Annotated in this window: 28 protein-coding genes; 13 read left to right on the forward strand and 15 right to left on the reverse strand. The window is 45.5% G+C overall.

The window, feature by feature from the left end:
- Positions 1 to 95: 95 nt before the first annotated feature.
- The gene (locus tag QUA13_RS08440) at positions 96 to 611 is read right to left on the reverse strand and encodes an isoprenylcysteine carboxylmethyltransferase family protein (protein ID WP_333197908.1); all 516 of its coding nucleotides are present in this window, start codon (positions 609 to 611) and stop codon (positions 96 to 98) included.
- Positions 612 to 613: 2 nt separating this feature from the next.
- Between QUA13_RS08440 and QUA13_RS08445 the strand changes: the two genes are divergently transcribed.
- Positions 614 to 739 (forward strand): hypothetical protein, encoded by a 126-nt coding sequence (locus QUA13_RS08445; RefSeq protein ID WP_333197909.1) that lies wholly within the window; start codon positions 614 to 616, stop codon positions 737 to 739.
- 91 nt (positions 740 to 830) lie between these two features.
- Here QUA13_RS08445 and QUA13_RS08450 read toward each other — a convergent pair whose 3' ends face one another.
- Entirely contained in the window at positions 831 to 1,775 is a 945-nt protein-coding gene (locus QUA13_RS08450) for an aldo/keto reductase (RefSeq protein ID WP_333197971.1), read from the reverse strand.
- A gap of 150 nt (positions 1,776 to 1,925) precedes the next feature.
- Between QUA13_RS08450 and QUA13_RS08455 the strand changes: the two genes are divergently transcribed.
- From QUA13_RS08455 to QUA13_RS08465, 3 genes are all read left to right on the forward strand, one after another.
- A complete protein-coding gene (locus QUA13_RS08455; RefSeq protein ID WP_333197910.1) occupies positions 1,926 to 3,359 on the forward strand; it encodes a BCD family MFS transporter in 1,434 nt (477 codons plus the stop codon).
- A 93-nt stretch (positions 3,360 to 3,452) separates the two neighbouring features.
- Entirely contained in the window at positions 3,453 to 4,283 is an 831-nt protein-coding gene (locus QUA13_RS08460; protein WP_333197911.1) for an inositol monophosphatase family protein, read from the forward strand.
- Positions 4,284 to 4,348: 65 nt separating this feature from the next.
- A complete protein-coding gene (locus QUA13_RS08465) occupies positions 4,349 to 4,513 on the forward strand; it encodes a hypothetical protein (protein ID WP_333197912.1) in 165 nt (54 codons plus the stop codon).
- A gap of 462 nt (positions 4,514 to 4,975) precedes the next feature.
- Here the strand turns inward: QUA13_RS08465 and QUA13_RS08470 are convergent, their stop codons facing one another.
- The 6 genes from QUA13_RS08470 to QUA13_RS08495 form a co-directional block, all read right to left on the reverse strand.
- Positions 4,976 to 5,557 carry an NAD(P)H-dependent oxidoreductase gene (locus QUA13_RS08470; protein WP_333197913.1) on the reverse strand — a complete coding sequence of 194 codons (582 nt, stop codon included), beginning with the start codon at positions 5,555 to 5,557 and terminating at the stop codon, positions 4,976 to 4,978.
- Between the two features lie 337 nt (positions 5,558 to 5,894).
- Complete coding sequence (locus QUA13_RS08475) at positions 5,895 to 6,542, reverse strand: retron system putative HNH endonuclease (RefSeq protein WP_333197915.1); 648 nt, start codon at positions 6,540 to 6,542, stop codon at positions 5,895 to 5,897.
- Positions 6,539 to 7,795 (reverse strand): AAA family ATPase, encoded by a 1,257-nt coding sequence (locus QUA13_RS08480; RefSeq protein ID WP_333197916.1) that lies wholly within the window; start codon positions 7,793 to 7,795, stop codon positions 6,539 to 6,541. The genes QUA13_RS08475 and QUA13_RS08480 overlap by 4 nt, the downstream gene beginning before the upstream one ends.
- A 52-nt stretch (positions 7,796 to 7,847) precedes the next feature.
- Positions 7,848 to 8,723: a ChaN family lipoprotein gene (locus QUA13_RS08485; RefSeq protein WP_333197917.1), complete on the reverse strand. Its 876-nt coding sequence runs from the start codon at positions 8,721 to 8,723 to the stop codon at positions 7,848 to 7,850.
- Between the two features lie 549 nt (positions 8,724 to 9,272).
- Entirely contained in the window at positions 9,273 to 9,635 is a 363-nt protein-coding gene (locus tag QUA13_RS08490) for a cupin domain-containing protein (protein WP_333197918.1), read from the reverse strand.
- Positions 9,636 to 9,730: 95 nt separating this feature from the next.
- Positions 9,731 to 10,006, reverse strand: coding sequence for a hypothetical protein (locus QUA13_RS08495; protein WP_333197920.1), 276 nt, complete (start codon positions 10,004 to 10,006; stop codon positions 9,731 to 9,733).
- Positions 10,007 to 10,166: 160 nt separating this feature from the next.
- Between QUA13_RS08495 and QUA13_RS08500 the strand changes: the two genes are divergently transcribed.
- From QUA13_RS08500 to QUA13_RS08520, 5 genes are all read left to right on the forward strand, one after another.
- On the forward strand, positions 10,167 to 10,805 hold the full coding sequence (locus tag QUA13_RS08500) for a peroxiredoxin (RefSeq protein WP_172185516.1): 639 nt from the start codon (positions 10,167 to 10,169) through the stop codon (positions 10,803 to 10,805).
- A 127-nt stretch (positions 10,806 to 10,932) separates the two neighbouring features.
- Positions 10,933 to 11,517 carry a Uma2 family endonuclease gene (locus tag QUA13_RS08505; protein ID WP_333197921.1) on the forward strand — a complete coding sequence of 195 codons (585 nt, stop codon included), beginning with the start codon at positions 10,933 to 10,935 and terminating at the stop codon, positions 11,515 to 11,517.
- Between the two features lie 35 nt (positions 11,518 to 11,552).
- The gene (locus tag QUA13_RS08510) at positions 11,553 to 12,137 is read left to right on the forward strand and encodes a Uma2 family endonuclease (protein ID WP_333197923.1); all 585 of its coding nucleotides are present in this window, start codon (positions 11,553 to 11,555) and stop codon (positions 12,135 to 12,137) included.
- Positions 12,138 to 12,202: 65 nt separating this feature from the next.
- Positions 12,203 to 13,177, forward strand: coding sequence for a cysteine synthase A (locus QUA13_RS08515; protein WP_333197925.1), 975 nt, complete (start codon positions 12,203 to 12,205; stop codon positions 13,175 to 13,177).
- A gap of 134 nt (positions 13,178 to 13,311) precedes the next feature.
- Positions 13,312 to 13,611 carry a (2Fe-2S) ferredoxin domain-containing protein gene (locus QUA13_RS08520; protein WP_333197926.1) on the forward strand — a complete coding sequence of 100 codons (300 nt, stop codon included), beginning with the start codon at positions 13,312 to 13,314 and terminating at the stop codon, positions 13,609 to 13,611.
- 14 nt (positions 13,612 to 13,625) lie between these two features.
- On the opposite strand, the gene QUA13_RS08525 is transcribed toward QUA13_RS08520, so the two are convergent.
- The 3 genes from QUA13_RS08525 to QUA13_RS08535 all read right to left on the reverse strand — a co-directional run bounded on the left by QUA13_RS08525 (position 13,626) and on the right by QUA13_RS08535 (position 16,095).
- Positions 13,626 to 14,858: a hypothetical protein gene (locus QUA13_RS08525; protein WP_333197927.1), complete on the reverse strand. Its 1,233-nt coding sequence runs from the start codon at positions 14,856 to 14,858 to the stop codon at positions 13,626 to 13,628.
- Positions 14,859 to 15,028: 170 nt separating this feature from the next.
- Positions 15,029 to 15,310: an HNH endonuclease gene (locus QUA13_RS08530; RefSeq protein ID WP_333197929.1), complete on the reverse strand. Its 282-nt coding sequence runs from the start codon at positions 15,308 to 15,310 to the stop codon at positions 15,029 to 15,031.
- Between the two features lie 161 nt (positions 15,311 to 15,471).
- Entirely contained in the window at positions 15,472 to 16,095 is a 624-nt protein-coding gene (locus tag QUA13_RS08535; protein WP_172185526.1) for a cytochrome c oxidase subunit 3, read from the reverse strand.
- Positions 16,096 to 16,101: 6 nt separating this feature from the next.
- On the opposite strand from QUA13_RS08535, the gene QUA13_RS08540 reads away from it, so the two are divergent.
- The gene (locus QUA13_RS08540) at positions 16,102 to 16,299 is read left to right on the forward strand and encodes a hypothetical protein (RefSeq protein ID WP_333197931.1); all 198 of its coding nucleotides are present in this window, start codon (positions 16,102 to 16,104) and stop codon (positions 16,297 to 16,299) included.
- 49 nt (positions 16,300 to 16,348) lie between these two features.
- Here the strand turns inward: QUA13_RS08540 and ctaD are convergent, their stop codons facing one another.
- The 4 genes from ctaD to QUA13_RS08560 form a co-directional block, all read right to left on the reverse strand.
- On the reverse strand, positions 16,349 to 18,154 hold the full coding sequence (ctaD, locus tag QUA13_RS08545; RefSeq protein ID WP_333197932.1) for a cytochrome c oxidase subunit I: 1,806 nt from the start codon (positions 18,152 to 18,154) through the stop codon (positions 16,349 to 16,351).
- Positions 18,155 to 18,232: 78 nt separating this feature from the next.
- Positions 18,233 to 19,234, reverse strand: coding sequence for a cytochrome c oxidase subunit II (locus QUA13_RS08550; protein WP_333197933.1), 1,002 nt, complete (start codon positions 19,232 to 19,234; stop codon positions 18,233 to 18,235).
- Positions 19,235 to 19,456: 222 nt separating this feature from the next.
- Complete coding sequence (locus QUA13_RS08555; protein ID WP_333197935.1) at positions 19,457 to 20,218, reverse strand: class I SAM-dependent methyltransferase; 762 nt, start codon at positions 20,216 to 20,218, stop codon at positions 19,457 to 19,459.
- Between the two features lie 82 nt (positions 20,219 to 20,300).
- Positions 20,301 to 21,314: an LD-carboxypeptidase gene (locus QUA13_RS08560; protein ID WP_333197936.1), complete on the reverse strand. Its 1,014-nt coding sequence runs from the start codon at positions 21,312 to 21,314 to the stop codon at positions 20,301 to 20,303.
- Between the two features lie 73 nt (positions 21,315 to 21,387).
- Between QUA13_RS08560 and QUA13_RS08565 the strand changes: the two genes are divergently transcribed.
- From QUA13_RS08565 to QUA13_RS08575, 3 genes are all read left to right on the forward strand, one after another.
- A complete protein-coding gene (locus QUA13_RS08565; RefSeq protein ID WP_333197937.1) occupies positions 21,388 to 22,821 on the forward strand; it encodes a carotenoid oxygenase family protein in 1,434 nt (477 codons plus the stop codon).
- A 713-nt stretch (positions 22,822 to 23,534) separates the two neighbouring features.
- Positions 23,535 to 24,356, forward strand: a complete 822-nt coding sequence (locus tag QUA13_RS08570) for an SDR family NAD(P)-dependent oxidoreductase (RefSeq protein WP_333197938.1) — start codon at positions 23,535 to 23,537, stop codon at positions 24,354 to 24,356.
- A gap of 137 nt (positions 24,357 to 24,493) precedes the next feature.
- Positions 24,494 to 26,248, forward strand: coding sequence for an asparagine synthase-related protein (locus tag QUA13_RS08575; RefSeq protein ID WP_333197939.1), 1,755 nt, complete (start codon positions 24,494 to 24,496; stop codon positions 26,246 to 26,248).
- Positions 26,249 to 26,256 lie beyond the last annotated feature (8 nt).

Here is a 26,256-nt window from a genome sequence, read left to right on the forward strand (position 1 = left end):
GATACTAACGGATTTGGTGTGATATAATTGCTAATTGCGATGACCGCGTTAAGTAATTACGATGCAACCGGATTAGATGAGCTTGCCCTGAACTTTTAATAAACTCCCGGAATTAATTTTTTGACTCGTTGGCGGTATTCAGAATACTCGGAATATTTTGCACTCAGCCAAGCTTCTTCGCGACGGGCTTTGATGTCGAAAAATATCAGTAAAATTGCAGTAGCAATTAAGTGCGAGAGGCTAAGTTGAAAAATTGTCCAAGCGAAAGCTGCTAAAATTAACCCGCCGTACAACGGATGCCGTACTATTCCGTAAATGCCTGTTTGGATTAATTCTCCATCTTCTCTGGGATAGGGTAAAGGTGTGAGGTTTTCCCCCAAATCTATCAGCCCTTTGACAATTAAAATTAATGCGCCTAAACCGAGAATACTTGCTAGAATCCAGGTCAGATAAATTAATTGAGTTGATGTGATTTTGAATCCCGGCGGTTGATAAACTGGCAAGATTGTAAATGCTGTGAGCAATCCTCCTTGCAGCAAAACTAAATATTCGCCGCGGCTGTTTTTGCGCCAGCCTTCGCGCGTGAAACCCCAGTCTGTTAAAATTTTCATAATTGAAGGAAGAAGGAAGTTCGGCAACGGATTCTGTAACGGATGTAACGGATGTCAGGAAGAAGGAAGAAGGAAGAAGGAAGAAGGAAGAAGGGAGAGGGCAGAAGGAAGAGGGGATGAGAAAGTAAACTGTAGGTTGGGTAGACTGAAGTAAAACCCAACCTACGGCGAACAGCGAACAGTCAACAGTCAACAGTCAACACTCAACAATTAACAAATTTATTCTCGCCAAGGACGTGTCATTAATTCTAATTGGTTGACTTCATCTTGGCTCAAATTCCAGCCTAATGCGCCTGCATTTTCTTGGGCTTGTTTGGCGGTTTTGGCGCCGGGAATGGGAATGACTCCGTTTTGGCATATCAACCAGTTTAGGGCAACTTGGGCGGGAGTTCGATCGCGCTTTTTGCCCATTTTCCGCAGCGTGGACATGACTAATTCAATTTTTTCGAGGCCGCTTTTGCTGAAGCGGGAGTCCATTTTGCGGGCTCCTGTAGGTGGTTCTTGGGCTGTGTATTTGTCGGTGAGCAATCCTTGGGCTAAGGGGCTGTAAGCTAAAATTGTGACGCCCAATTCGCGGGCTGCACTCACAATTCCTTGTTTTTCTACTTGCCGCGACAGCAAGGAGTACCGGACTTGATTTGTTGCTAGGGGAACGCCTCTGGCTGCTAGTATTTTGTGGGCTTGGCGCATCTGTTCTACTGAATAGTTGCTGACTCCTACTGCTTGAATTCTGCCTTGTTTTACTTCGTCGGCTAAGGCGTTCATCAGGGTTTCTTGACTTAGTAAAAAAGCAAACGGCCAGTGTACTTGGTAGAGGGCTATTTGTTGTACTTGCAAGCGTTTTAAGCTAGCACTCAAAGCGTCGGAAACAGATTTTCCTGTAATCCGCCAAGGTAGGGGGCCGAATTTGGTGGCTATTTGCACGGGTTGGGTGGTTTTTTTGAGAAACTGCCCCAGTAATTCTTCTGACAAGCCGTTACCGTAGACTTCGGCTGTGTCGAAGAAGTTGACTCCGCTGTCTAGGGATGTTTTGAATGCTGCTTCGACTTCGGCAGCGCCGTAGTTGCTGCCGTAGTTCCAAAATAGTTTGTCGCCCCAAGCCCAAGTTCCGACGCACAGGGGAATGACGGCTGGGCCGTTTTGTCCTAGGGTAATGGTTGTCACGGTTGGTAAATCCACAGTTATTGATTCTCTTTATTTTTATATGAATTTATACGAATAATCGCGATCGAGCTTCTAGCCGGGGGAGGAAACGCGGCTGGTGGCGATATCTCAGTTACTATAAATGCAAATGCTGTGTTTATTTGAATAGTTATGTCGATCGACCGTTTGCCAGATTCAAGATTAACAGATTCCGCGACTCCTGCTATCAAGAGAGTTACCCTGCTGACTATGTTCCGGTTGGGTTTGTTTCAGATGGGATTGGGCATGATGTCGATTTTGACGCTGGGGGTGCTCAATCGCGTGATGATTAAAGAGTTGGCGATTCCGGCTACTGTGGTGGCTGGTACGCTGGCCATGCACCAGTTTGTCGCCCCGGCTAGGGTGTGGTTCGGGCAAATGTCTGATGCTAAGCCTTTGTTTGGCCATCACCGCACGGGTTATGTGTGGGTAGGAAGCGTTTTGTTTGTGATTTCTGCTTTTTTGGCGGTACAGGTAATGTGGGGCTTGGGCGGCAGTTTGGAGGCTGTGGGATGGACGACTGCTACTTACGGTTGGGTGGGTTTGTTGGGTTTGATTTTTGCGCTTTACGGTATTGCTATTTGTTCGAGTTCGACTCCTTTTGCTGCTTTGTTGGTGGATGTTTCGGATGAGGAAGATCGATCGAAGTTGGTGGGTGTGGTGTGGTCGATGCTGATGGTTGGTATTATTATCGGGGCGATTATTAGCAGCGGTTTGCTGAAGCAAATTGATGGGGATGTGTCGCGGGAAGTGTTGCAGGCTTCGATTAACGGTTTGTTTGTGAAGGTGCCGGCACTTGTTTTGCTGTTGGTGGGGATTGCGACTTTTGGGGTTGAGAAAAAGTATTCGCGGTACGGGGTGCGATCGAGCGCAGTGAATCGAGAAGATAAAATTACTCTGGGAAGTGCGCTGCGGATTTTGACTGCTAGCCGCCAAACCGGTTTGTTTTTTACTTTCCTGCTGATTATGACAATTTGCTTGTTTATGCAGGATGCGGTTTTGGAACCTTACGGCGGGGAAATTTTTAAGATGCCGATTTCGGAAACTACTCGCTTGAATGCTATTTACGGTACTGGTGTGCTTTTTGGTTTGAGCGCCACTGGCTTTTTAATTGTACCGCGCATCGGCAAGCAAAATACGATTAGGTTGGGCTGTTTGTCGGTGGCGGCTTGTTTTGGTTTAATTATTTTATCTGGATTTACAGGAAATCCAATTGTGTTTAAGTCGGCTTTAATGTTGTTTGGTTTTTCTTCAGGTATTACAACGACTGGTGCGCTGAGTTTGATGTTGGATTTGACTGCTGCAGAAACTGCTGGGACTTTTATTGGTGCTTGGGGTTTGTCGCAGGCGATGGCGCGGGGTGTGGCGACGGTTAGCGGCGGTGCTATTTTGGATTTTGGCAGGAGTTTGTTTGGGGTGCCGATGTTAGCTTACGGGTTAGTTTTTGCTGTGCCGGCTGCGGGTATGATTCTGGCTGTTTGGCTGTTGGGTAGGGTGGATGTTGGGGAGTTTCAGGATAATGCTAAAAGTGCGATCGCCACTATTCTTGAAAATGAATTAGACTGATGTTTTGTCAGTTGGTCGGTGTCAGTTGTCAGTTGGCCTGTGGCAGTTGTTAGTTCCAATACTCAATAACCAATAACTAATAACGAATAACTAATGACTAATTTTTGGGATTCTATTTTAAGTTTTGCACGGGTTACTGTCGAGAGAGTCGGACAGAAGTTGTTGCAAGATTTCGGTTCCGTGCAAGCGGATGAGAAGGATGACGGCAGTTTGGTTACGAAATCCGATAATTGGGCGGATGCGGAGATTAGAAGTGCGATCGCATCTGCTTTTCCCACTCACGGGATTTTAAGTGAGGAAGGCGAACAGGTTTTCCCCGATACTGAATGGTGCTGGATTGTCGATCCTTTAGATGCTACAACTAATTTTGCTAGGGGAATTCCGATTTGGGGTATTTCTTTGGGTTTGTTGTATCGCGGAACTCCGGTTTTTGGCTGCGTACATTTGCCGCCAATTAATCAGTCTTTTCACGGTTTTTATGCACCTGATTTTGCGGGCGGCGTGTTTGACAATATGCCTCAAGGTGCGTTTTTAAACGGGCAGCAAATTCGGCCGACTGCTGATAAAATGAGCGGCAATCATTTTTTTAATTTGTGTTCGCGGAGTGTGGGAATCGGGCCTCATCTTCCGAGTAAAGTTCGGATGTTGGGCATGGCTAGTTACAATTTTTTGACTGTGGCTTCGGGTGTGGCTATGGGAGGGGTGGAAGCGACTCCGAAAATTTGGGATATTGCGGGGAGTTGGGTAATTGTGAAGGCTGCTGGTGCGGTTTGGTTGCCACTGGAATCCCCGGCTATTTTTCCGCTGGAAGTGGGGAAGAATTACGGCAGGATTTCTTATCCGACTTTGGTGATGAATCGGCAGGAGTTGGTGTCCGTGTTTTTGCCGTTTGTGGAGGCTTGGAAGAAGAAAAAAATGGGGTAATTTAGGTGAAGCGAAGCTATCCCGTCGGAAATCGAACAATTATTAAATAAAACTGCAGGGCAGGCGTGACGGAGGAGTCTCCCACGCCTGCCGTGCTGTTTGGAACAAATATACCGACCGATGACCGATGGTTCAAGTATGCCTACTCTTGTCTATTTCTGGCAATCTGCGATCGGGTGGTTTTGTTTTACGTCGATCGGGTGATGCGGTGCTGGTACAATTTGTGGTAACTTTTCCACTAGCTATTATCTCTAGGAAATAAAATTTTGCCCGTTTTCAAGTAGAGGCACAATGGAAAATACGTTTACTGCGGTGTTGGAAAAAGTAGATGAGTGGTATATTGGCTAGGTTGAAGAGTTAGCCTCTGGGAAGATACAAGAATAAACCTTGAAAGAAACTCGGAAAAGTCTGCGATTTGCGATCGCACTAATCTCGATAGCACAATTTCAGGGATTCACCAGCCGGATGATTTTCTAAGTGCAATTCTCAAGCGCGACTACTCGTTTTAGCAGGTGCTGAGTCGGGATATCCGGTGAATGTCATGTTAATTTGGGGGTGAGAATAACAGTCAATCGACTCTGATCGTTGCAATTCTGCGAGGCGATCGCACTTGATGCAGCCAGCAAAATAACAGACACTAGGATTAGGGACACAGCAATGTTGTGTCCCTACTGCAAAATGAATTTATTGCCTTATGCAATTAATTTCGACAGCACATTAGACAACTTAGCACCGAGATTCTCCACAGAGTCCTGCTGTTTGGGATCTTTCATCGTACCGTCAGCATTAAATGCTTCAAAAGCTTGGGGAACTGCTTTCTGATCGGGGAGCACCAATACGTTAATATTCCCCAGGATCGATCGCAAATGCACTAATCCCCGCAAACCGCCGATTGCGCCTGGGGAAGCACTCATAATTACCGCTACTTTGCCAGTAAATGCCACCAATCCCGGTTCACCCGGTGCTGGGCGCGATACCCAATCGATCGCATTTTTCAGCACAGGCGTAATTGAACTGTTATACTCAGGGGAAGCTATTAAAAACCCGTCATGCGCCACCATCAATTCCTTCAATTTCCGGGCATTTTCTGGCATTCCCTCTTTTGCTTCCAAATCTTCGTCAAATAGCGGCATCGGCAAATCGCGCAAATCTACATAAGTAACTTCTGCACCCGCCGCCGTAGCCCCAGCCGCCGCAACTTTCACCAGCAGTTTGTTGTAGGATGCTTCGCGGGTACTCCCGGCAAATGCAAGTATTTTTGGTCTATTGTTCACGGTATTTCCTAATATTTTGACAAGATAATCTTGAGATTTCCAAGCTAAATTTTAGCAAAGGAAGGCGCTCGCTGTCTCTTTCCTTAAGATATATTAGTTAAATAAATAGTCACCAATAAAAAACCGGGCAGGCGTGACGGAGGAGTCTCCCACACCAGGCGCGCGGTTTGTAGTAAATATAACCGACCGATGACAGATATGTAAAGTGTGCCTTGGTGTATCGAGTTTCTGCAATCTGCGATCGGGCGATTTAATTTTGTGCGATCGGGTGATGCGGTGGGGTAAAGTTTATATTAAGTCCGATGGTCGATCGCGCAATCTTTGGGTAACATTCAACTTAAGAAACAGCAAAATAATTTTTGAGAAAATACAAAACGGCATTACAAAAAGGCTGGTATCGCCCTTGTGCATTCATTTGTTGACAAACTTGAGCTAATAATTCTGCTTCTTGCTGTGTTATTCCTTCCAGTGCTTCAAGTGCTTGAATTCGTCCCTGTGTTAAGTCATAATGATTGAGTCCCAAAACTTTAATGGTTGTTTGAGCATCTTTTTGATGAGCTAAATTATTTGCAGTTGGCAGTATCTCACCAGTGCTAGAGTAATCAAAAAATTCTTCACAGTTGGCTTGTAGTGGCGAAACCCCGATCGCAAGATCCCCCTTCTTATGGCCACAATACTCTGGCCAACAATACTCTGGCTTATTTGTATCTCGGCCACAAGAACCTAGCATATTTGTGTAATCAAGAGATGATTCTGAATCAGTCTTGCTCTGGGGGGCTAGATGTTCAATATGGCTATTGGTTTTATCAACTCTCTGACAACAGTAGCAGCAAATGTAGCCTTGTTCACTTAGCAAAGAACTGTGTACTGAGTCTTTCTCAGGATTGCGAAAACTCTTGTAATTATAGTTGACACCAAGAGACTTCTGTGTAGTCTTCCAGTCGGAAAAAATTTGAGGTTCTTTCCCCTTTTGAATATATTTCATTTATTGAGAATTTCCTTGCGTTGAATTAGCCAATCTGCTCTCACAAATTCAGGATCTTCTTCTCCCATTTTGTGTGCTAATTCTTGGCGAAATTCCCGTGCATTTCCGAGTTCGCCCTTGTCTATCAAGCGAAACAATTCACGTAAATCTTCCTTAATTTCCTGCGGACGTTCTGGAGTTCCCATAAGCGTTTCTAGAATCCGATTGCTATCTTTCCCAAAGGATGGTACTCGCTCGATCGCAATTCCTTCAGATGTTGACCTCAAAAGATGAACCCATTTGAGATCGCTGATTACCTGTGGCGAATGGGTCGTAATTATAAACTGGCAATTTGGGAATGTTTTTTTCAGATTCGGAATAATCGCCCGTTGCCATTTTGGGTGCAAGTGGAGCTCAATCTCGTCAATCAAAACAACGCCGGAACCCTCAAGCGGATTGCAATCTGGATTCGGATTTGCGATCGCCAAACGCCTTGCTAAATCTCCTGCTAGTGCTAACAAGCATTTTTCACCATCGGATAGTTGATTGACGATCAGTTCCTCGCCTTGTTTGTCTGCAGTCATTCGCAACAAAGGCAATCGCCTAACCCGTAAATTTGAAAAGCCGTCTAGTAAGTTAGCGATCGCATCTCTGACTGCTTCTAGTTCGCGATCGCGATACTGATTAGAATTATTTACTCGTTCTTGGTTTTCGTAATCTTCCCGCTCTCTAAACCATTCAAAAAAGCGCCTAAAATCGATTTTCCCTCCCGTGAGAACCTCGTCATAAGCAGTTATCTGCTCAAACGAATGTTTCGTCCTAATTTTCAAAGGAATATCAAGTACGGCACGGTTAGTTGGGTAGTAAACAGCCAGAGGCAATGCTGCGTAAGAATTAGCATCTAACTGACTGTGTATGCGATCGACAACTCCTTTTAAGTCCCCCAGGTTGCTGCTAGTATCCTTGCTTCGCCCTTTCCTGACCTTGGTTAAAGACCATACCACTTCCGGCCAGTCATTGATTGAAATTGTAATTTCGTTGTGAGTTTCTTTGCATCCGTTTTTGATATCATCTTCGTTTAAAGAACGTCCAGAACTATTGGGAGTTTGAATTCGCTTGGTCAGCCAGGAGAGAAGAATAGCCAAACACTCAAGTATGCTGGATTTTCCCACACCGTTGATACCGATGAACACAGTCGGCTCATCTGTATCAAACTCCAGGGTCAAATCGCTGATGCCTCGGAATGAGTTCATTTTTAGACGCTTGACTTTCACGATTTGGTTCTCCCTCTGGCTTAGTGGGTTATATTTTTGAGATCATATCAAATCAATGCTTCCAAACAAAGTCAGCAATAGGTCTATCGGCTGATAAAGCAGGATTGTCACTGGAATTGAATAAAACCGATCGCACTTTTACATTCCCGACACCCAAACGCCTCTCGACGCGACTGGGAATGCCGTAACCGTAAATAATGTGTCCTTTACCCGCCAACACGACAACTTGATAGTCGGGATTGGCTTTGACAAATTCAGCTATTTTTTCTGCCATAGTTTCGTCCCACAAAACTTGGGCGTGCAAAAATCTTTCAAAAGCGGTACTATTTCCCTGTGCTGCCTTTTGGTGTTGCTGGTAAACTTCTAGCAGCAGTTGCCGGTATTCGGCGTTGTCGGTGCGAATTTCGGATATGGGGGGAATGTGCTTTTTTTCCTCTGCTGTGAGGCTTTCTAAACCTTGACTGGCAACTTTTCTCGTTACTTCGGATGGTGTATTCAAGGCGAGGACGGGTAGTTGATTTTCTTTGGCAAACCGCAAAATGGGGGCGTAAGATTCCCAGGGAAAACGCCACCTGCGATCGTACTCTGTTTGCTCGATTAATTGCTGTTCAGTCAGTTTACCTGCTAAGTAGTTGTCGATCGCACTTTGAAAGGGACGCTGAAACATTTCCATCGCGATCGCAATTTTCCGATTTTGCCGCTGCATTTCTCGGATAATCTTTAGTTGAGCTTGGTGGTCTTCGGCGCTATCGTGGGTTTCTCCCAGATACACGACTTTTGCCTTCACCAACTGTTGCAGAATCTCTTGGTTAGTGTAAGTCTGCCCAGGTTGAGGGTTCGCCGTCGTTTGCGCTGTCACTACACTGCTGCACAGCAGAAATATACTCAGCGATAAGGCGCACAGTTTGATGAGTTTGGTTGTTTTCATACAAATATTATGCCTGTTTCTCGCAGCAGCAAGCACAGCCGAACTCTACTATTTTAGCTGAGCAGCTAGAAAGCTCAATGCTTAATTTAACTTCATAATTATCCGCAGTTACTTCTAAGAATGTAAAGTTTAATTGCAGGTACTTGCGGTTCTAAAAGAAGGTGATAAATTAATAATATGAAGCGAACAAAAAGCTTCTCCGACAGATACCAAATCTAGATACCGCAGCGAAGTTCACAATAGAATCTAAGGAGTAAAACGCTGTCTAATCTCACATCTGTCTCATCAAAAAACAATAGCAGCACCCACCAACAAAGCTGATACTTCCTCAACTAATTAGAGGGGAGCAATGCAACCGAATCCGAGGATTATTGCAACTCCGCATCGAAGTTTAAAAAAGAGGAAATCACTCGGTACATATGGCTGGGTGCTGTTGTTGTTAAAAGAAATTTTCGGTTTGTGATGTTTTTTTCAGTAGAGGCAGAGCCTCTAGATAGGCGTTACCGGGCAGAGCCGGGTAACGAGCATAAAAGAAGAAAAACTATAAAATTACTGGAAAATTTTCTCGTCTTCCTTTCGCCACGCAGGATCGACAATACAAATAAATATTAGCGGCTCTGTGCCACAGTTGTAAATAAACTGTTTGGCGTTTGGGGGAATGTAAACTGCATCTCCGGGTTCCACGAATTGATTTTCGTCGTCGATGTGCATTTCTCCAACGCCGCTGAGGATGTAGTAAACTTCAGAAGTTGTCAGGGAGTGCAGCGCAGAAGTTTGTCCCGGTGGCAAAGTGGCGTGGGCTAAACTGTAACGCAAATCCACAGCTTGTTTGTCTGGATGCAGCAATTCTCGCAGTTGAGTACCGTCGCCAGCAATAAATTCGTCGCAGGCATTTAGCTTTTGAATTAGCATTCTTTCCACACTCCTGAAAAACTCTTTACCACAACTTAAGTTTAATGGAAAGAGCCAGAGATGTTAAGAAATATGTAAAGCTGCGGCCGGATTTTTTAACCGTAAATTCCCGAATGCCCTCGATAATCAGGACAGTCGATCGCATCTTCAGATAAAGCTATAGTAGGCTGAACGGGACACTTGAGGTGGTAGTCGCGGGTGAAAAATACGCAGTTAGCACAAGGGATTTGGTGCATCCGCTGAGCTCGGCGCATGGAGTCGGTGACAGTACGCCCGACGCTCCAACACAGCAAAAAAACTAAACCCCAGGCGGACACAAAACACAGCGGGACTAAAACAGGCTGTATTGCCTTAAGCAAAAAGTAAAGCATAGGAAGAAAATTTAGCGGTATAAGCCACACATACATTACAGTAGTGGAATTGCCGATCGATCGACCAAAAAGTTTAGAATCCTTTACAGCTCGATCGAGAAACCGGGCAATTATGGCATGATAAGGAACAGTCCTTAAATAAAATTAGAGGAAATCAGTTATGACTCTGCGATTAGGCGATACAGTTCCCAACTTTACCCAAGCTTCGTCTGAAGGGGAAATCAATTTCTACGACTGGGCAGGAGATAGCTGGGTCGTGTTGTTTTCCCACCCGAAAGACTATACTCCAGTGTGCACCACAGAACTTGGTGCAGTGGCCCGTCTAAAGTCTGAATTTGAAAAGCGGGGTGTCAAAACCATTGCCCTCAGCGTCGATGATGTGGATTCTCACATGGGCTGGATTAAAGATATTGAGGAAACTCAAAATGTCACCCTCAATTATCCGATTTTAGCAGATGGCGATCGTAAAGTCTCCGACATTTACGACATGATCCATCCCAACTCGCTGAACAACTTAACAATCCGCACAGTTTTTGTAATTGACCCGGAAAAGAAATTGCGTTTGAGCATTACTTATCCGGCTAGCACTGGTCGGAATTTTAATGAAATTTTGCGAGTAATTGATTCCTTGCAACTTACAGACAAATACAGCGTTGCGACTCCGGTTGATTGGAAAGATGGCGACGATTGCGTAATCGTACCTTCGATTACCGACCCCGCAGAGTTGGCAGAGAAATTTCCCAAAGGCTACACGCCTGTTAAGCCTTATTTGCGGATGACTCCTCAGCCGAATAAATAGGTTAAATTTACGCAATGTTTGCAGTCAGGACTTCAGTCCTTCCCTCTTTTTTGAGGACTGAAGTCCTCACTACCAACAGAGAAATTATGCAATCTTGTTTGAGACTTTAGATTTCAGGAAAGGCAAAATGCTGTCATCTCCGATCGTATTGCGAATGCCGCCAGAAATGCAAATGACAGACGACGAGTTTTTCGAGTTCTGTCAATTAAATCGCAACTTGCGAATTGAACGCAGCCAGCAGGGAGAAATACTATTATTGACTCTCGTTGGGGGAATCAGCAGCAACCGCAATGCTATTTTAACTGGAGAATTGGGAATTTGGACAAAGGGAGATGGAACTGGCATTGCTTTTGCTTCTTGTACGGGATTTACTTTATCGCTCGGCTCCGTGCGATCGCCTGATGCTTCCTGGATTAAACTGGAAAGGTGGAATGCTTTATCAAAAGCACAGGCAGAAAAATTTGCACCAATTTGCCCTGACTTTGTAGTTGAACTCAGACCCGATTTTGAGGACTTAAAGCCATTGCAAGAAAAAATGCAAGAATATATGAGAGAACCAGGAGTGCAGTTAGGCTGGTTGATTGACCGCAAAAATCGCAGAGTTTATATTTACCGTCCCGGTTTGCCAGAGGAATGTTTGGAGAATCCGGCTATAGTTAGCGGCGACCCCGTTTTGCCGGGATTTGTTTTGAATATGAGCGAGATTTGGTAAGCTTAATATAGGAGCAACGAGCGAGGAAATCAATTATGTTGACATCAACAATCGTATTGCGAATACCGCCAAAATTGCAAATGACAGACGACGAGTTTTTCGAGTTTTGTCAAATCAATAGTGAATTGCGCATAGAACGCAACAAATCGGGAGAATTGCTAATTATGCCCCCTACTGGTTCGGAGACGGGAAACCGAGAAGGTAATATATTTGGGCCGCTGTGGGTTTGGGCAGAACAAAATGGTACTGGTTTAGCGTTTACTTCGAGTACAGGATTTACTCTGTCAACAGGTGCAGAAAAATCGCCCGATGCAGCTTGGATAAAATTGGAAAGATGGAATGCTTTGTCACCAGAACAAAAGCAAAAGTTTGCCCCGATTTGCCCTGATTTTGTAGTAGAACTCAGGTCTGCTTCTGACAATCTCAAGCCATTGCAAGAAAAAATGCAAGAATATATGAGAGAACCAGGAGTGCAGTTAGGCTGGTTGATTGACCGCAAAAATCGCCGCGTTTATATTTACCGTCCTGGTTTGGCAGAGGAATGTATGGAGAATCCGGCTACAGTTAGCGGCGACCCCGTTTTGCCGGGATTTGTACTCAATATGAGCAAGATTTGGTAAAAGTGGTAGCAATAAATATCAACTTATTGTAAAAATTAATAATAGGATGCAAACACGCAAAAAATATGGATATTAAAAACGGCTTTGTAGGCACAATCGGCAACACGCCACTAATTCGCTTAAACAGCTTCAGCGATGAAACAGGCTGCGAAATTCTCGGCAAAGCAGAGTTTCTCAATCCCGGCGGTTCCGTTAAAGATAGGGCTGCTTTATACATCATCAAAGATGCAGAAGAAAAAGGCTTGCTAAAACCGGGCGGCACCGTTGTTGAAGGCACTGCCGGCAATACTGGCATCGGTTTGGCACACATTTGCAACGCTAAAGGTTACAAATGTTTGATCGTGATTCCCGATAACCAATCTCAAGAAAAAATCGATGCTTTGAAAACCTTGGGCGCTGAAGTTCGGACTGTTCCCGCTGTTCCTTACAAAGACCCAAATAATTATGTCAAATTGTCCGGAAGATTGGCTGCGGAAATGGAGAATGCAGTCTGGGCAAATCAGTTTGACAATTTAGCCAATCGCCGAGCTCATTACGAGACAACTGGCCCGGAAATTTGGGAACAAACAAACGGTAAAATTGATGTTTGGGTAACAGCTACCGGTACAGGCGGCACTTTTGCAGGCGTAGGAATGTTTTTGAAAGAAAAAAATCCTGCTGTTAGAATTGTCTTGGCAGACCCGATGGGCAGCGGGCTTTACAGTTATTTCAAAACTGGGGAAATTAAGACCGAAGGTAGTTCGATTACTGAGGGAATTGGCACCACTCGCGTCACTGCAAATATGGAGAATGCCCCGGTAGACGACGCCATTCAAATTGACGATACTGAAGCTGTGCGGGTGATTTACCAACTGCTGAGAAAAGAAGGGCTGTTTATGGGCGGTTCTGTGGGGATTAATGTGGGGGCGGCCGTGGCTTTAGCGAAGCAAATGGGGCCTGGACATACGATTGTTACGGTACTCTGCGACGGCGGGGCTCGGTATCAGTCGCGTTTGTTCGATCGACAATGGTTGGCTTCCAAAGGCTTGTCACCAGATTAATCGTAGGGTGCGTTGCGGCGCACCTTAAAATCTGGGCATATATCAAATTAGAGTATATATTTAGAGTATATATGCGCGCACATATTCCCATGCTAAAAAATAGCATATAGGTGGCAGACTGTCAAGTAAAAAACATGAAAATCATCGAATCTTCTAGGCGAGTTCTTGTTTGCCAAAACCGCACTTGTCGCAAGCAAAGTGCAGCAAAGGTACTGGCAGCTTTTCAGAAATTGTCACCATCAGAAGTCGAAGTTGTTGCTAGCAGTTGTTTGGGACAATGCGGCAACGGGCCGATGGTGTTGGTGCTGCCAGAAGAGGTTTGGTACAGCGGTGTTTGCCAGGAGGAAGTTGCGGCAATAACTGAGCAACATTTGCGGGTAGGAAAGCCCGTAGAGAGGATGCTTTACCGCAAGTTTCACCAGCTTTCTCATTAGTCGATCGCCCGCCTTTAAAATTCTTCCGCAAACAATCGGCGGAGAATTTCGGTGACTTCGGCGCAAAATCTGGCGTCGAGTTCGATCGCCAAGCGATCGACACTGCTGGAACCGCCTACAGCTTTTTCTGCCCGCAAAGTCATGGCTAAAGTTCTGAGTTTGGCCGGCTTTCCCGCCGCCTTCGGCCGCTCGTCAACAAACCGCACTAAAGCCACATAAACTGTTTCTAGGGTTCCCCTGATCGCGCTCAGTCCGTAACCCAATTTAGAGATAATTACTGGAGAAGTGATGAGGCTATCCATCCCCAAAGTTTTAATTGCTACGTCCACATATCGAGCGCTGTCATGTCCCATTGCTCTGACAATGCTTTCTAAGCTGTTCCACTGAGATGCTTTCATGCGCGATCGCTGTTCGATATGGAAGTGCCATCCTAACATCGAAATTAGCCTGGTCAAGTCATAAGCAGATACGGAATTACTTTGTTTGGTGCTGTTTACTGCGGCATTTAGCAGCAATTGTTTTTTGCTAATATCGAATATTTTTGGGTTGTTGAGATAAGGGATTTCGCCGTAATCGCCGCGAAAAATTAGATCGTTATTGCCAGTAGCATTCTTCAGCCATTGCTCTAGTCCTATGCGAGTATCGAAGCGTTTGAACATCGCGGCTAAGGAGTTTGAACTTGCTATATTTGAGGCATAGCTAATCATGTCTTTTGCTACGTCGTAAAAGTAAAAATCGTGTTTTTGCCCGTTGCCATCTCTAACAACGCAGTTGTCAATGTCGCAGTCTGGATATTTGCTATTTATTTGACTGACGATATTAAGGAGTGCGATAATTTTAGTGGCACTCCACTGCTCAGCATTGGTAAGTGCGTTTTTTCCCAGCCACTGCGCCTGAACTTTGCCGTCTACAAAAGTACCAATGCAAAGGCAGGCTTGTTTGATGTCTTCGTGGAGAAAATTTAAAGCTTGAGAGTTAATTTGAGGTAGTTCTCCCAGGCTGGGAAACGGGGTAGGTTTGAGGGGATTATTGGGGCCGGGAATAGAGCTAATTACTTTTAAGCCGTCGGGTTTCTGTTTGAGATAATCGGGATAGTTTTTAATTTCTTGTTGGTAAGGGGATTTTTCAATGCCCCTGTCTAAAAAAGCTAGTTTGTTTATGTTAGCTTGGGCATCTATTTCCATTTGGAGGTAGTTTTTGAAGATGCGCGCTCGGTCTTTTGCGAGTTCGAGGGAGGTGAGGTTCATGATAATAGTTGGCAGCTTGTTACCAATAAGTAAATCACTATACTAGGATTTACGCAAAAAAACCGGGTTGCTATGCAAAATTTTGGTTTGGAAAACGAAAATTTTATGAATAACCGGGTTTCAGACAGTAACTGCGTCCAGGACTATATATCTGAGCTCGCGCATTGCGCTCAAGCTTTTTTGCCGCGTACTTGAATGCGTTTGTCGGTTTTTTGTTTCTTAATCCAGGAGACAAATTTCTGGAGTTCAGGGTCATTTTTGAGCTTTTCGAGGGTGTTGAGCTCTTGGGCGAGGTGTTTGTTCTCAAATAGAGAGTGAATCTGGCGGTGACAGGCTGAGCAAATGTCTATTGTCGGGCTTGGGTCTTCGTTTTTCCGCTTGGTGTTTTGTTTGGGGATGAGGTGATGGGCAGTTAATGCTTCCATTTGTCGATCGCACAATTCGCACTGCATAATTTTCTCAATGCTGCTGGATAGGAGAATTGCTACTTTTAGTTTAGCGCGATCGGCTTTGATTCATGTGAATGAAGCTCGATCGCACTCTCCAAACAATAAAAAACCCCCAATTGGGGGTCATACAAATCTCTTGTGGCAGAGGCCAAAAGCCTCTGGGATCACAAAATATACAGCAACAAAAACAAGACAATCCAAATCACATCCACAAAGTGCCAGTAAATCTCAGTCGCTTCGATTCCGAAGTGGTGCTCGCTAGAATAGTGACCTTGCGCGCGCGATCGCCACACCACCGCCACCATCAGCAGCACTCCCAACGTAACGTGCAAGCCGTGAAAAGCAGTCAAAACGTAAAAGCAACTGGCATACAAATTCGTCGTCAAGCCAAACTCTAAATGAGTGTATTCGTAAACCTGACCGAACAAGAAAACTGCGCCCATAGCAATAGTTACGAGCAGCCAATTCCGCATTCCGGCGGCATCATTTTTTTTGATTGCAGTATCAGCATTGTGAATCACAAAACTGCTAGCAATCAAAATCACGGTATTAATTCCCGGCAGCAATAGCTCTCGCGCCGGCGTACCTTCAGGAGGCCACACGGGGGCCATAGCCCGATAAATCAAATAGGCGGCAAACATACCGAAAAATATCATGCCTTCAGCGCACAGGAACACAATTACACCTAACATTCGGTGGTCGGGATGCTCCACACCGTGTGCTTCTACATCAGCCTCGTGGTGGTAATTCAGGGCTGTTTTTGCCGGATCGATCGCTGGAATTTGCATAATAAATTGCTAGTTGGTAATGGGATGTTGAAGGAAGAAGGAAGTTCGGCAACGGATTCTGTAACGGATGTAACGGATGTCAGTCCGATGGAAGTCGGAAGAAGGAAGAGGGAAGAGGGGAAAAAATTTATCCCTACATCGCGGGTGTGCTGTTGCTGTCAAAAGTCATTAGTCCAAACTTCTCAATATTGCGACGAGCAATAACTAATAACTCATGACTAATGACTTTTGACTGATGACTGATGACTAATAACTATTCGCCATCTTGACTTTCATCAGCAGGAGAATCAACATCTATCTCTGATTCAGGAGCGACCAAAGTGGCAGTACCGCCAAAGAAAGTTGAAGCTTGAGCCTCCGCAATAGGAATTCCTGTTTTCTGGGCGTTGCGGGTGGCATTTTCCCTCAGCTTGAGCCTGAGACGTTCCCCTGTATTCTGAATTTTTTCCATGCCGTAATCGTAAGGCCCCGTTGCCAATACCGGCACTCCTTCAAAATTTTCGATCGGGGGCGGCGAAGTCGTCATCCATTCCAAACTCAAAGCTTGCCAAGGATTGTCACCTGCTTTCGGGCCGTACCTCCAGCTCCAAATCACATTAATGATAAAGGGGATTGTAGACACTGCCAGCATATAAGCACCGACAGTACAAATGACATTAATTGTGGTAAATTTCGGGTCGTACATTGCCACCCGCCGAGGCATTCCTTGCATCCCCAAAGCGTGCATCGGCAGGAAAGTTACAGTAAAGCCAACATAGGTTAAAACAAAGTGAACTCTACCCCAAAATTCATTAATCATCCGCCCCGTCATTTTGGGGAACCAGTGGTAAAAAGCAGCGTAAATTCCAAACACTGAGCCGCCAAACAGCACGTAGTGTAGGTGAGCGACGACAAAATAAGTGTCGTGAACGTGAATGTCGAAAGGTACGGAAGCCACCATGATGCCGGTGATGCCGCCGAGCACAAATGTTGAGATAAAACCCATCCCAAATAGCATGGCGCTGACAAGCCGGAGTTTTCCTCCCCAAATAGTTGCCAGCCAGCTAAATATTTTAATCCCAGTTGGTACGGCGATGATCATAGTCGTGATCATAAAAAACATCCGCAGCCAGCCGGGAGTGCCGCTGGTAAACATATGGTGCGCCCACACGATCAAGCCCAAAAAGCTGATTGCGAGACTGGAATATGCGATCGCCAAATAACCAAAAATTGGCTTGCGGGAATGCACCGGCAAAACTTCTGAAATTACCCCGAAAAAGGGCATAATCATAATGTAAACTGCCGGGTGCGAATAAAACCAGAATAAATGCTGGTAGACGATGGGATCGCCGTTGCCGGTCGGGTTAAAAAATGCCGTCCCCGCTAACAAGTCAAACGACAGCAAAATCAAAGCTGCGGCTAAGACTGGAGTAGCAATCAAAGTCAGCGCTGAAGTAGCAATCATCGCCCAGCAAAACAAAGGCATTTCATTGAGACTCATGCTCGGAACCCGCATGGTAAAGATGGTAACGGCAAAATTCACCGCCCCCAAAATCGAAGAAGTTCCGAGAATCAAAACGCTGAGAATCCAAATTTCTTCCCCGGCTTGAGCAGTAACTAAGCTCAAAGGGGGATAGGAAGTCCAACCCGCCTGCGGAGCTCCTACCAAAAAACTGCTCAACAGCAACACGCCGCCTACGGGAATCAGCCAAAAGGCGATCGCATTCAGCCTGGGAAATGCCATGTCTTGTGCCCCAATCATTAAGGGGATCAAAAAGTTAGCAAATCCGGCTCCGGCGGGTACGATCCACAGGAAGATCATCACCGTCGCGTGAACAGTAAATAAACTGTTGTAGAGTTCGGGGGGGACAAAATCGGAGTCGGGGGTGGCGAGTTCTGTGCGCACCAAAGTTGCCATCACGCCGCCGATTAGATAGAAAATAAATGTTGTGACTAGGTATTGAATACCGATGACTTTGTGGTCGGTATTAAAAGTGAAGTAGTCGCGCCAATGTCTATCGGCGGGCGCTGTTCCGCGAGCCTCAGTGTTTGCACTTTCTTGGAACTGTGCTTGTGTCATAGTTATTAGTCATTAGTTATTAGTCATTAGTTATTAGCTCAAGATAAAAGGCCAAGTGCCAGGAACTAATGACTATTTTTAGTGATGAGTTTGGTGAAGTTGTTCTAGGGTTTCGGAATTAATTTTTATTTCCCTGACGTAGGGAGCCAAAAATTCACCGTCTGACAATTCCCCAGGATTGACTGCAACTGCTTGCTCTAAGTTTTGACTGCTAGCAACTTGCTGGCTTTGCAGCCAACTGTCGAATTCTTCGGGCGCGTGAACGACTGCTAAAGCTTTCATCGCTCCGTGATAAGCGCCGCACAATTCAGCACAAACAACCCGGTATTCGCCGGTTTTAGTTGGTGTAAATCTCAGTTCGCTCGGTCGCCCGGGAATTGCATCTTGTTTGAGGCGAAATTCCGGCAGCCAAAATGCGTGCAGCACGTCTTGAGCTGAGATATTTAGCTGTACGTCGCGGTTGACTGGCATATGCAGTTCGCCAGAACTAACGCCGCTTTCTGGATAGCTAAAAATCCAGGCGTACTGCAAACCTGTGACATTTACAACTAAGTCTGCTGGTTTGTCTTCATTTTCTGGGGAAGCGCCTACGCCTAAAGCATAGAGTTTTTGAGACGGAATTTGAGGGGCGTTTTGGGGTGTATCTGAGAGTGTGGCTGCGATCGCACTTCCCCGCATTTTAGAGTGCGCTTGCATGGTGCCGTGGTCGTGATTGCCCATCGGATCGAGGCCTCCCATTGAGTTGTAAATCTCAAAACTGTAGACTCCGATTCCTAAAATAATCACCGCCGGCACGGCTGTCCAAAGAATTTCTAAGGGAAAGTTGTCATGCCAAGGTGGGCCATCTGTGTTGTCTCCTTGACGACGGCGATATTTAATTGCAGCAACGATGAGAATTCCTTGGACCATGATAAATAGTCCAGTGGAAATGGTCATCATTGTATTGAAGAGCGCGTCTATGTCGGATGCTTCGTCAGAGGCGGCGATCGGCATCAAACCGTGATTCTGCCCGTACCAGAGACTGATCAGAGTCACTCCGATGCCGGCGAGCATGGTGAGGATGGAACTTGGAATGTTCACGCTGGTACTTCTTAATAGCGACACTTCTTCGCTTGAAAAATGAAAGAAGCGCCTCTGGGTTATCAATTTTTAATTGTAAATGGTATTTTTAGTAAAAAGTCTATCTTAAGGGTTACTTAAGGCTTAGTATGTTTGACTGACCGATCGCCCGTACACACAAATACGTCTTTTGTACCTTGACAAAAGTGATAAAAAATGGTAAGCAATCGCTTTGTTTGGCTGCTAAATTTGAGATTGTTTCTCAAACACCATCAAATGCTGCTGGGGCAAGATATCTTTTGTCTCTTTCCATACTAAACCGACGGCTGCCATTTCTTTTTTCACCTGCTTCTGCGTCATTTTGTGCAAACCTTTAATGGGAATCATCGGGTTTTCGCCCCGATACTCGATCGATACCGTGCGGCCTCCCGGTTTGAGTGCTTTCACAATTCCTTGCATCATTTCTCTGGGATATGCAAATTCGTGATAAGCATCCACCATCACAACTAAATCTACACTGTTTTCGGGCAAATTCGGATTGTCAATACTTCCCAAAACTGGCTCAACGTTAGCAATATTTTTTTCTTGTTTATTCAAATTAATAAAATTAATCATTTCCGGCTGCACGTCAACTGCTAAAACCTTTCCTTGTGGAACTAAGGGAGCGATGCGAAAGCTAAAATATCCCGTTCCCGCTCCTATGTCGGCTACAATATCGGTTGGTTTTAAATCGAGATTGTTCACTAATCGAGCTGATTTGTCTTCCATGCCGCGAGACGGTCTTTCCAGCCAACTAGCGCCTTGATATCCCATGACTTGGGCAATTTCTCGACCCATGTAAAATTTGCCTGTGCCGTCGGGATTGTGGACGGTTCGCTGCTGATAAATGGTGTCGCCATTTGCGGTTTTACTTGCTGCTGCTGTGCAAGCGTTCTGCGATAACAAGCAAATTATTGTTAAGAGAATTGCTGTTAAGGGTTTAATTAATTGTGCGGCTTTTTTCACGATATTTCTGATTTTGTGTTTAATTTTTTCTCGTTTCTCGTTCCCTGGATATGCCTCGATAATATCGAGAATAGTTCAATATTTAGCTGACAGCGGATTCTAACAGTTTGATTGTACCCGAATTTGAGTCGATTTCGACTTGTTTGCCGATCGGCAAAGTGAACTGCTCCCGAATGTGCCCCACCATTGAACCATACCACGCAGGAATCTTCAAGGGGCGAATCTGGTCTGACAATACTTGAGGTAAGCTTAGGGACTCTTGGGGTTTTTCAGCTTCGCACTTGGTACACTGTCCGAAAATAAAACCTGATATTTTATCGAGAATGCCCGCTAATTTGAGCTGCGTCAACATTCTATCGATGCGATAAACCTCTTCGCCAACTTCCTCGACAAACAAAATACTGTTTTCCCATGTCGGTAAATATGCAGAACCCACCATTGCTGCGATTACTGATAAATTGCCGCCAATTAGTTTTCCTCTAGCTGTGCCGCGCCAGATTGTTTCAACTTGCAGGCTTTTGGAGTTTTGTAGCGTAACAGAGCCTCCCTCAAACAAAACTTTTTTGACGTAATCTACTGTAAATGGACTCCAACTTGAGGCACCTAAAGGGCCGTGAAAAGTAACTATATTAGTTTTAGCATAAATCGCCAATAACAGCGCAGTAATATCGCTGAATCCCATAATAATTTTGGGATTGTTGCGGATAATATTGTAATCTAGGAGCGGCAATATTCTACCGCAGCCCCAGCCGCCCATCCCGGTAAAAATAGCTCGCACTGAGTCATCGGCAAAGGCTGCGTTGACATCGGCGGCGCGATCGGCATCCTTGCCTGCTAAATAGCCGTAGCGGTCGTAAAAATGCTCTCCCAATTTAACTTTTAAACCCAGGTTATCCAGAACTTTGAAAAATGGCTGCACTTCTTTTTCGTAGTTGAAAGCGGCAGGATTGATTAAGGCTACAGTATCGCCGGCTTGCAGGCGGCGCGGCTCGATCGCAGTTTTGGGAGATAGGTTGGTTTGGGCGATCGGCAAAAGCTGAGTACCAATAGCAGTCAGCCCAAAAGTTCTCAGCAGAGCGCGGCGGCGGAGAGTCATAGCTGTTAGTTAATTTTTGCTATAATTGTATAGCAAAAATTATGTCATATCAGTTAAAACTTGCGAGTTTCAAATGAAAACCGACACTCAAATCTCAGCTAAAAAATCTTGGGCTCAAGCTTTAGCCCGTCCGGCTGCAGAGTTTCCGCTGACTCAGCTATTGGTTAAAAGCGGTAAAATTCCCGCAGGATTGCGCGGCACTCTCTACCGCAACGGGCCGGGACGTTTGGAACGCGGCGGCATGAATGCGGGACACTGGTTTGATGGCGACGGTGCAATTTTAGCAGTACATTTTACCGATGCGGGTGCTGCGGCTGTTTATCGCTACGTGCAGACAGCGGGATATCAAGCTGAGGAAAAAGCTGATAAATTTCTCTACAGTAATTACGGCATGACAGCACCGGGGCCTGTGTGGCTGCGCTGGAGAAAACCTGTTAAAAATGTTGCCAATACTTCTGTTTTAGCTTTGCCAGATCGGCTTTTAGCTTTGTGGGAAGCAGGCCCGCCTCACAGCCTCGATTTGCAAACCTTGGAAACTCGCGGAACGGACGATTTAGGAAGTTTAGAGAGTGGATATTCTTATTCAGCTCACTGCAAGCGCGACCCGATTACTGGGAATATTTTTAACTTTGGAATTACACAGGGTGCTAGTACAAAGTTGAATCTCTATAAAAGCGATAGTACAGGCCAAATATTCCAAAAAGCAACAGTTGCTTTAGATGGAATTCCGATGATCCACGATTTTGTTTTTGCGGGAAAGTATCTCATATTTTTTGTGCCGCCGATGCGACTAAAAGCTTTACCAGTTTTAGCTGGAATTAGCAGTTACAGTGAGTCTTTTGAATGGAAACCGGAGTTAGGAACGCAGATATTAGTTATTGACTCGGAAACTCTATCTTTAGTTAGTCGGGGTGAAACGGAACCTTGGTTCCAGTGGCATTTTGCTAACGGTTTTGTCAAAGAAGATGGTTCGGTGGCGGTTGATTTTGTGCGCTTCGCTGACTTTCAAACTAATCAGCGGCTGAAAGAAGTAGCGGCGGGTGAAACTCGCACTGATGCGGAGGGGACTCTGTGGCGGGTGCATCTCAATCCTCAAACTGGGAAAGTGACAGCAGCCGAAGAATTGTTGGATCAACCTTGCGAATTTCCGACGGTACCTGCTTCAGAAATAGGGCAAGACTCGCGATATATTTATCTGGCAATGTATCGGCCTGACGTTGATATTGTACCGGAACGTTACGGTGCGATCGCCCGTTTGGACACGCAAAGCCGCAATCTCACAATTGCCGACTGTGGCAAAAATCGCTATCCTGCTGAGCCCATCTACGTTCCAGATATTTCCTCGGAGAAAGGTTGGATAGTAACAGTTATTTATGACGGCAATTCTGACAGCAGCGAAGTCTGGATATTTGACAGCGACGGACTTTCGCGCGAACCTGTTTGCCAGCTAGAATTGCCCGGAGTCATACCTTTGGGCTTTCACGGCACTTGGAAATCTGCCGTATGAGAATTGTGTAAAGAAGTGTTGCGGAATATTTATTAAAAATTGTTGCCGCTTTAACTTCTAGTTGTTAAGGTATGTGTAGATAGGAAATTCTCATATCTAGGAGGTGTGGAATTGATCATCTGCATTGCTCAATTATCCTGTGCCAATTCGCGCGAATCCCCGGCGATTGTAAGTCGCGACTGCACAGGATATGGTCTGCCTCTGCGGACTAAAAAAAGAGGGGTAATTAAGCCCAAACGAATAACCAATCCAGGCGAATATTCCCGGCGAATTTATTCGCAGCTACACAGGCAAAGTCCGCCGACGCGGACTGAAAAAAACCAATCCCCGGCGAATAAATTCGCGGCTACACAGGCAAAGTCCGCCGACGCTAACTTAATAAAGAGCGGTACTAAAGCCAGCTTTGGCATGATTCCCGACTAGGTTTTCTCATCTCACGTTTGTCTGCTTGCATGAGGTTAAGTGACGAGATATTTGACTGATTCCTGGCAAACTAAAAGTTTAGTTCAACTCACGCGCACGTTAGCGATTCAACAGTTTTTGGTTTTGAGTTAACCCCACAAGTAAATGAGGTCTATCGAAACAAGATAGCCTTTCCCAAAATTATGGATTATGAGTTGTTACCGCCAAAACATTCAACTCATAACTGATAATTCACAACTCACAACTCATAACTCCGTGCTGCGGTGAGCATCAACCAAAAGGTTTAATCTATGCAACTTCAAGGAAAAACAGCTCTTGTTACAGGAGCTTCGCGCGGAATTGGGCGATCGATCGCCCTGGAATTAGCGAGACAAGGAGTCAAACGTTTGTTGATTGTGGCGCGCAACCGCAAGCAATTAATTGAACTGGCAGAGGAAATCGATGTTTTTGGCGCAGAAGTAGTGCCGTTAGCTTTGGATTTAACTCAGTCAGTAGCGGTGAATATTGCGATCGCCCAAGCTTGGCGAGATTTCGGCCAGATTCACCTGCTAGTCAACTGTGCGGGCGTCGCCCACCAAGCATCTTTCTTGCGTTCGCCACTCCCGTTAATCGAGGAAGAAATCGCCTTAAATTTGCTCGGAACCTACACAATTACCCGCTTGATTGCGAGGCGAATGGCGACTCAAAAAGAAGGAACAATCGTCAATGTTTCTAGCTTGATGGGAAAAATTGCCGCTCCCACAATGGCAACTTATTCTGCTACCAAATTTGCCATTTTGGGATTCACCCAAGCTTTGCGCAGCGAGTTAAGTCAGTACAATGTTCGAGTCACAGCTTTATTGCCCTCTCTAACAGATACCGACATGGTGCGAGACTTGGAACAATTTCGCTGGGTAGTACCCACAACTCCCGAAAAAGTTGCATTAGCACTTGTCGCGGGATTGCACAAAGATGCGCCGGAAATCTTAGTAGGATATCAAAGTCATCTAGCAGTTTGGTGTCACCGAATTGCTCCTTGGCTGCTGGATTTTGTGTTGCGGATGGCGACTCCAGAACTTCGGGATAAATCGCGGGGCCGCAAATTGCGGGAGGCTTTAGCTAGCGGGCGATAAACCCTTTTATGGGCGGGCAAGATGCCCGCCCCACAAAAAAACTCATTCTCAAAAACGGGCATCTTGCCCGTTTTTGAGAATGGTGCAAGATGTAAGTTATAGTTGATAATATTTATAATGATATTGAGTTGGCAAAAATGAGCGATAAAAAATCATTTTTTAATTATACAGGTAGCCAAAAACAAAAATCCTCTCTACCTCCAAATTCTCTGGTTGAATTAGCCTCAAATTGGCGGATAGCTTGGGGGAAAACAGACGCGATCGAAGATAATACAGCGTGGCGAGAAGGTCAAATTGCTATTATTTGCTCAAACCCAACTGTTCAGATAATTATAAGTCCCTCAGAAAAATTTGCAGTTGTCGGCGATATTTGGCTGAGCAACCGATTAGAATTGCTGGAAAGATTGGGGATTGCTGCGAATAGTTGGCAGGGGTGCGATCGCCAATTAGTCGCTCAACTGTGGGAACGCTGGGGCGTTGAATGTTTGCCGATGCTGGCGGGTATGTTCGCGTTTGCGGTTTGGGACAGAGAAGGGCAAGTTTTGCGGCTGGTGCGCGATCGCACGGGTGCGCGAACTCTCTACTACACTGATGTTGGCGCGACTCGCTGGATTTCTCCTCAACTGCGGGCGATCGCACAATACCATTCAAGGGCGATCGACCTCGTAGCGCTGCGAGATTACCTCTGCTGCTCCTTTGTTCCGGGCGATCGTACCCTCTGGCAGCAAGTGCGAGAACTGCGCCCAGGAACCGTTTTAAGCTTCCCTGACGAGACAATTTCCGCTTACTGGGAACTCCGAGAACAAGTTGTCGAGGCCGAACAATCTTTAGAATGGCACGGCGCGAGATTGCGCTCTCTTTTAGATGAAATTGTCCGAGAATATTTGCCTGCAAATCAAGCTGTAGGCGTCTTTCTTTCCGGCGGGTTAGACTCTAGCTGCATCGCCGCTTTAGCCGCTAAATTTCACGATCGACCAGTTCACACTTACTCAATTCATTTTGGTGCAGAATGCGCCAACGAATTAGAGTTTTCCAGTTTAGTTGCCCAACACTGCCAAACTCAACACCACATTTTAGAAATTACCTTTCGGGATATGTGGGAAAAATTGCCAGAAACGATGAGCTATTTAGACGATCCGATCGGCGACCCCCTGACAGTGCCAAACTTGCTATTAGGAAAATTGGCGCGAGAATCTGTCGAAATCGTCCTCAACGGCGAAGGTGGCGACCCCTGTTTTGGCGGGCCAAAAAATCAACCGATGCTAATTAACAGCTTGTACAATTCGCTCACTAATTTGGATGCGCTGCCAGCATATTTGATGTCATTTCAAAAGTGCGCTGCGGATTTGCCTCAACTGTTAAAACCGGAGATTTTGGCAGCGGTAAAAACAGAATCTTCGGTATTTAGTGCGGATTTGAATAGCAGCGGCAATTATCTCAATCGATTAATGGCATTAAATATTAAATTTAAGGGAGCAGACCAGATTTTGACCAAAGTTAACAACTTGACTCAAGCTGCTGACTTGCACGGGCGATCGCCTCTTTTTGACCAGCGAATAGTTGACTTGAGCATGACGATTCCGCCGGAATACAAACTCTCCGGAGTTGTGGAAAAAGCTGTGTTAAAACAAGCGGTTGCAAACCTTCTGCCCGCTGAAATTTTAGACAGGCCCAAAAGCGGGATGCTGGTTCCAGTACAGTTGGGATTTAAGAAGTTTTGGCAGCGAGAAACTAAGGGTTTGCTGCTGTCGAAAAAAGCTGCGATCGCTCCTTATTTCAACCAATCTTTGATAGGTCAATGGCTAGAGTATGAAGGAGATACCTGGGGGCGTTACGGCGTTAAACTGTGGCTGTTGACGAGTTTAGAAATTTGGCTGCAAGGTAATAAGTAATATCAAAT

Source organism: Microcoleus sp. S28C3 (genome assembly GCF_036700785.1).
Lineage (GTDB): Bacteria > Cyanobacteriota > Cyanobacteriia > Cyanobacteriales > Microcoleaceae > Microcoleus > Microcoleus asticus.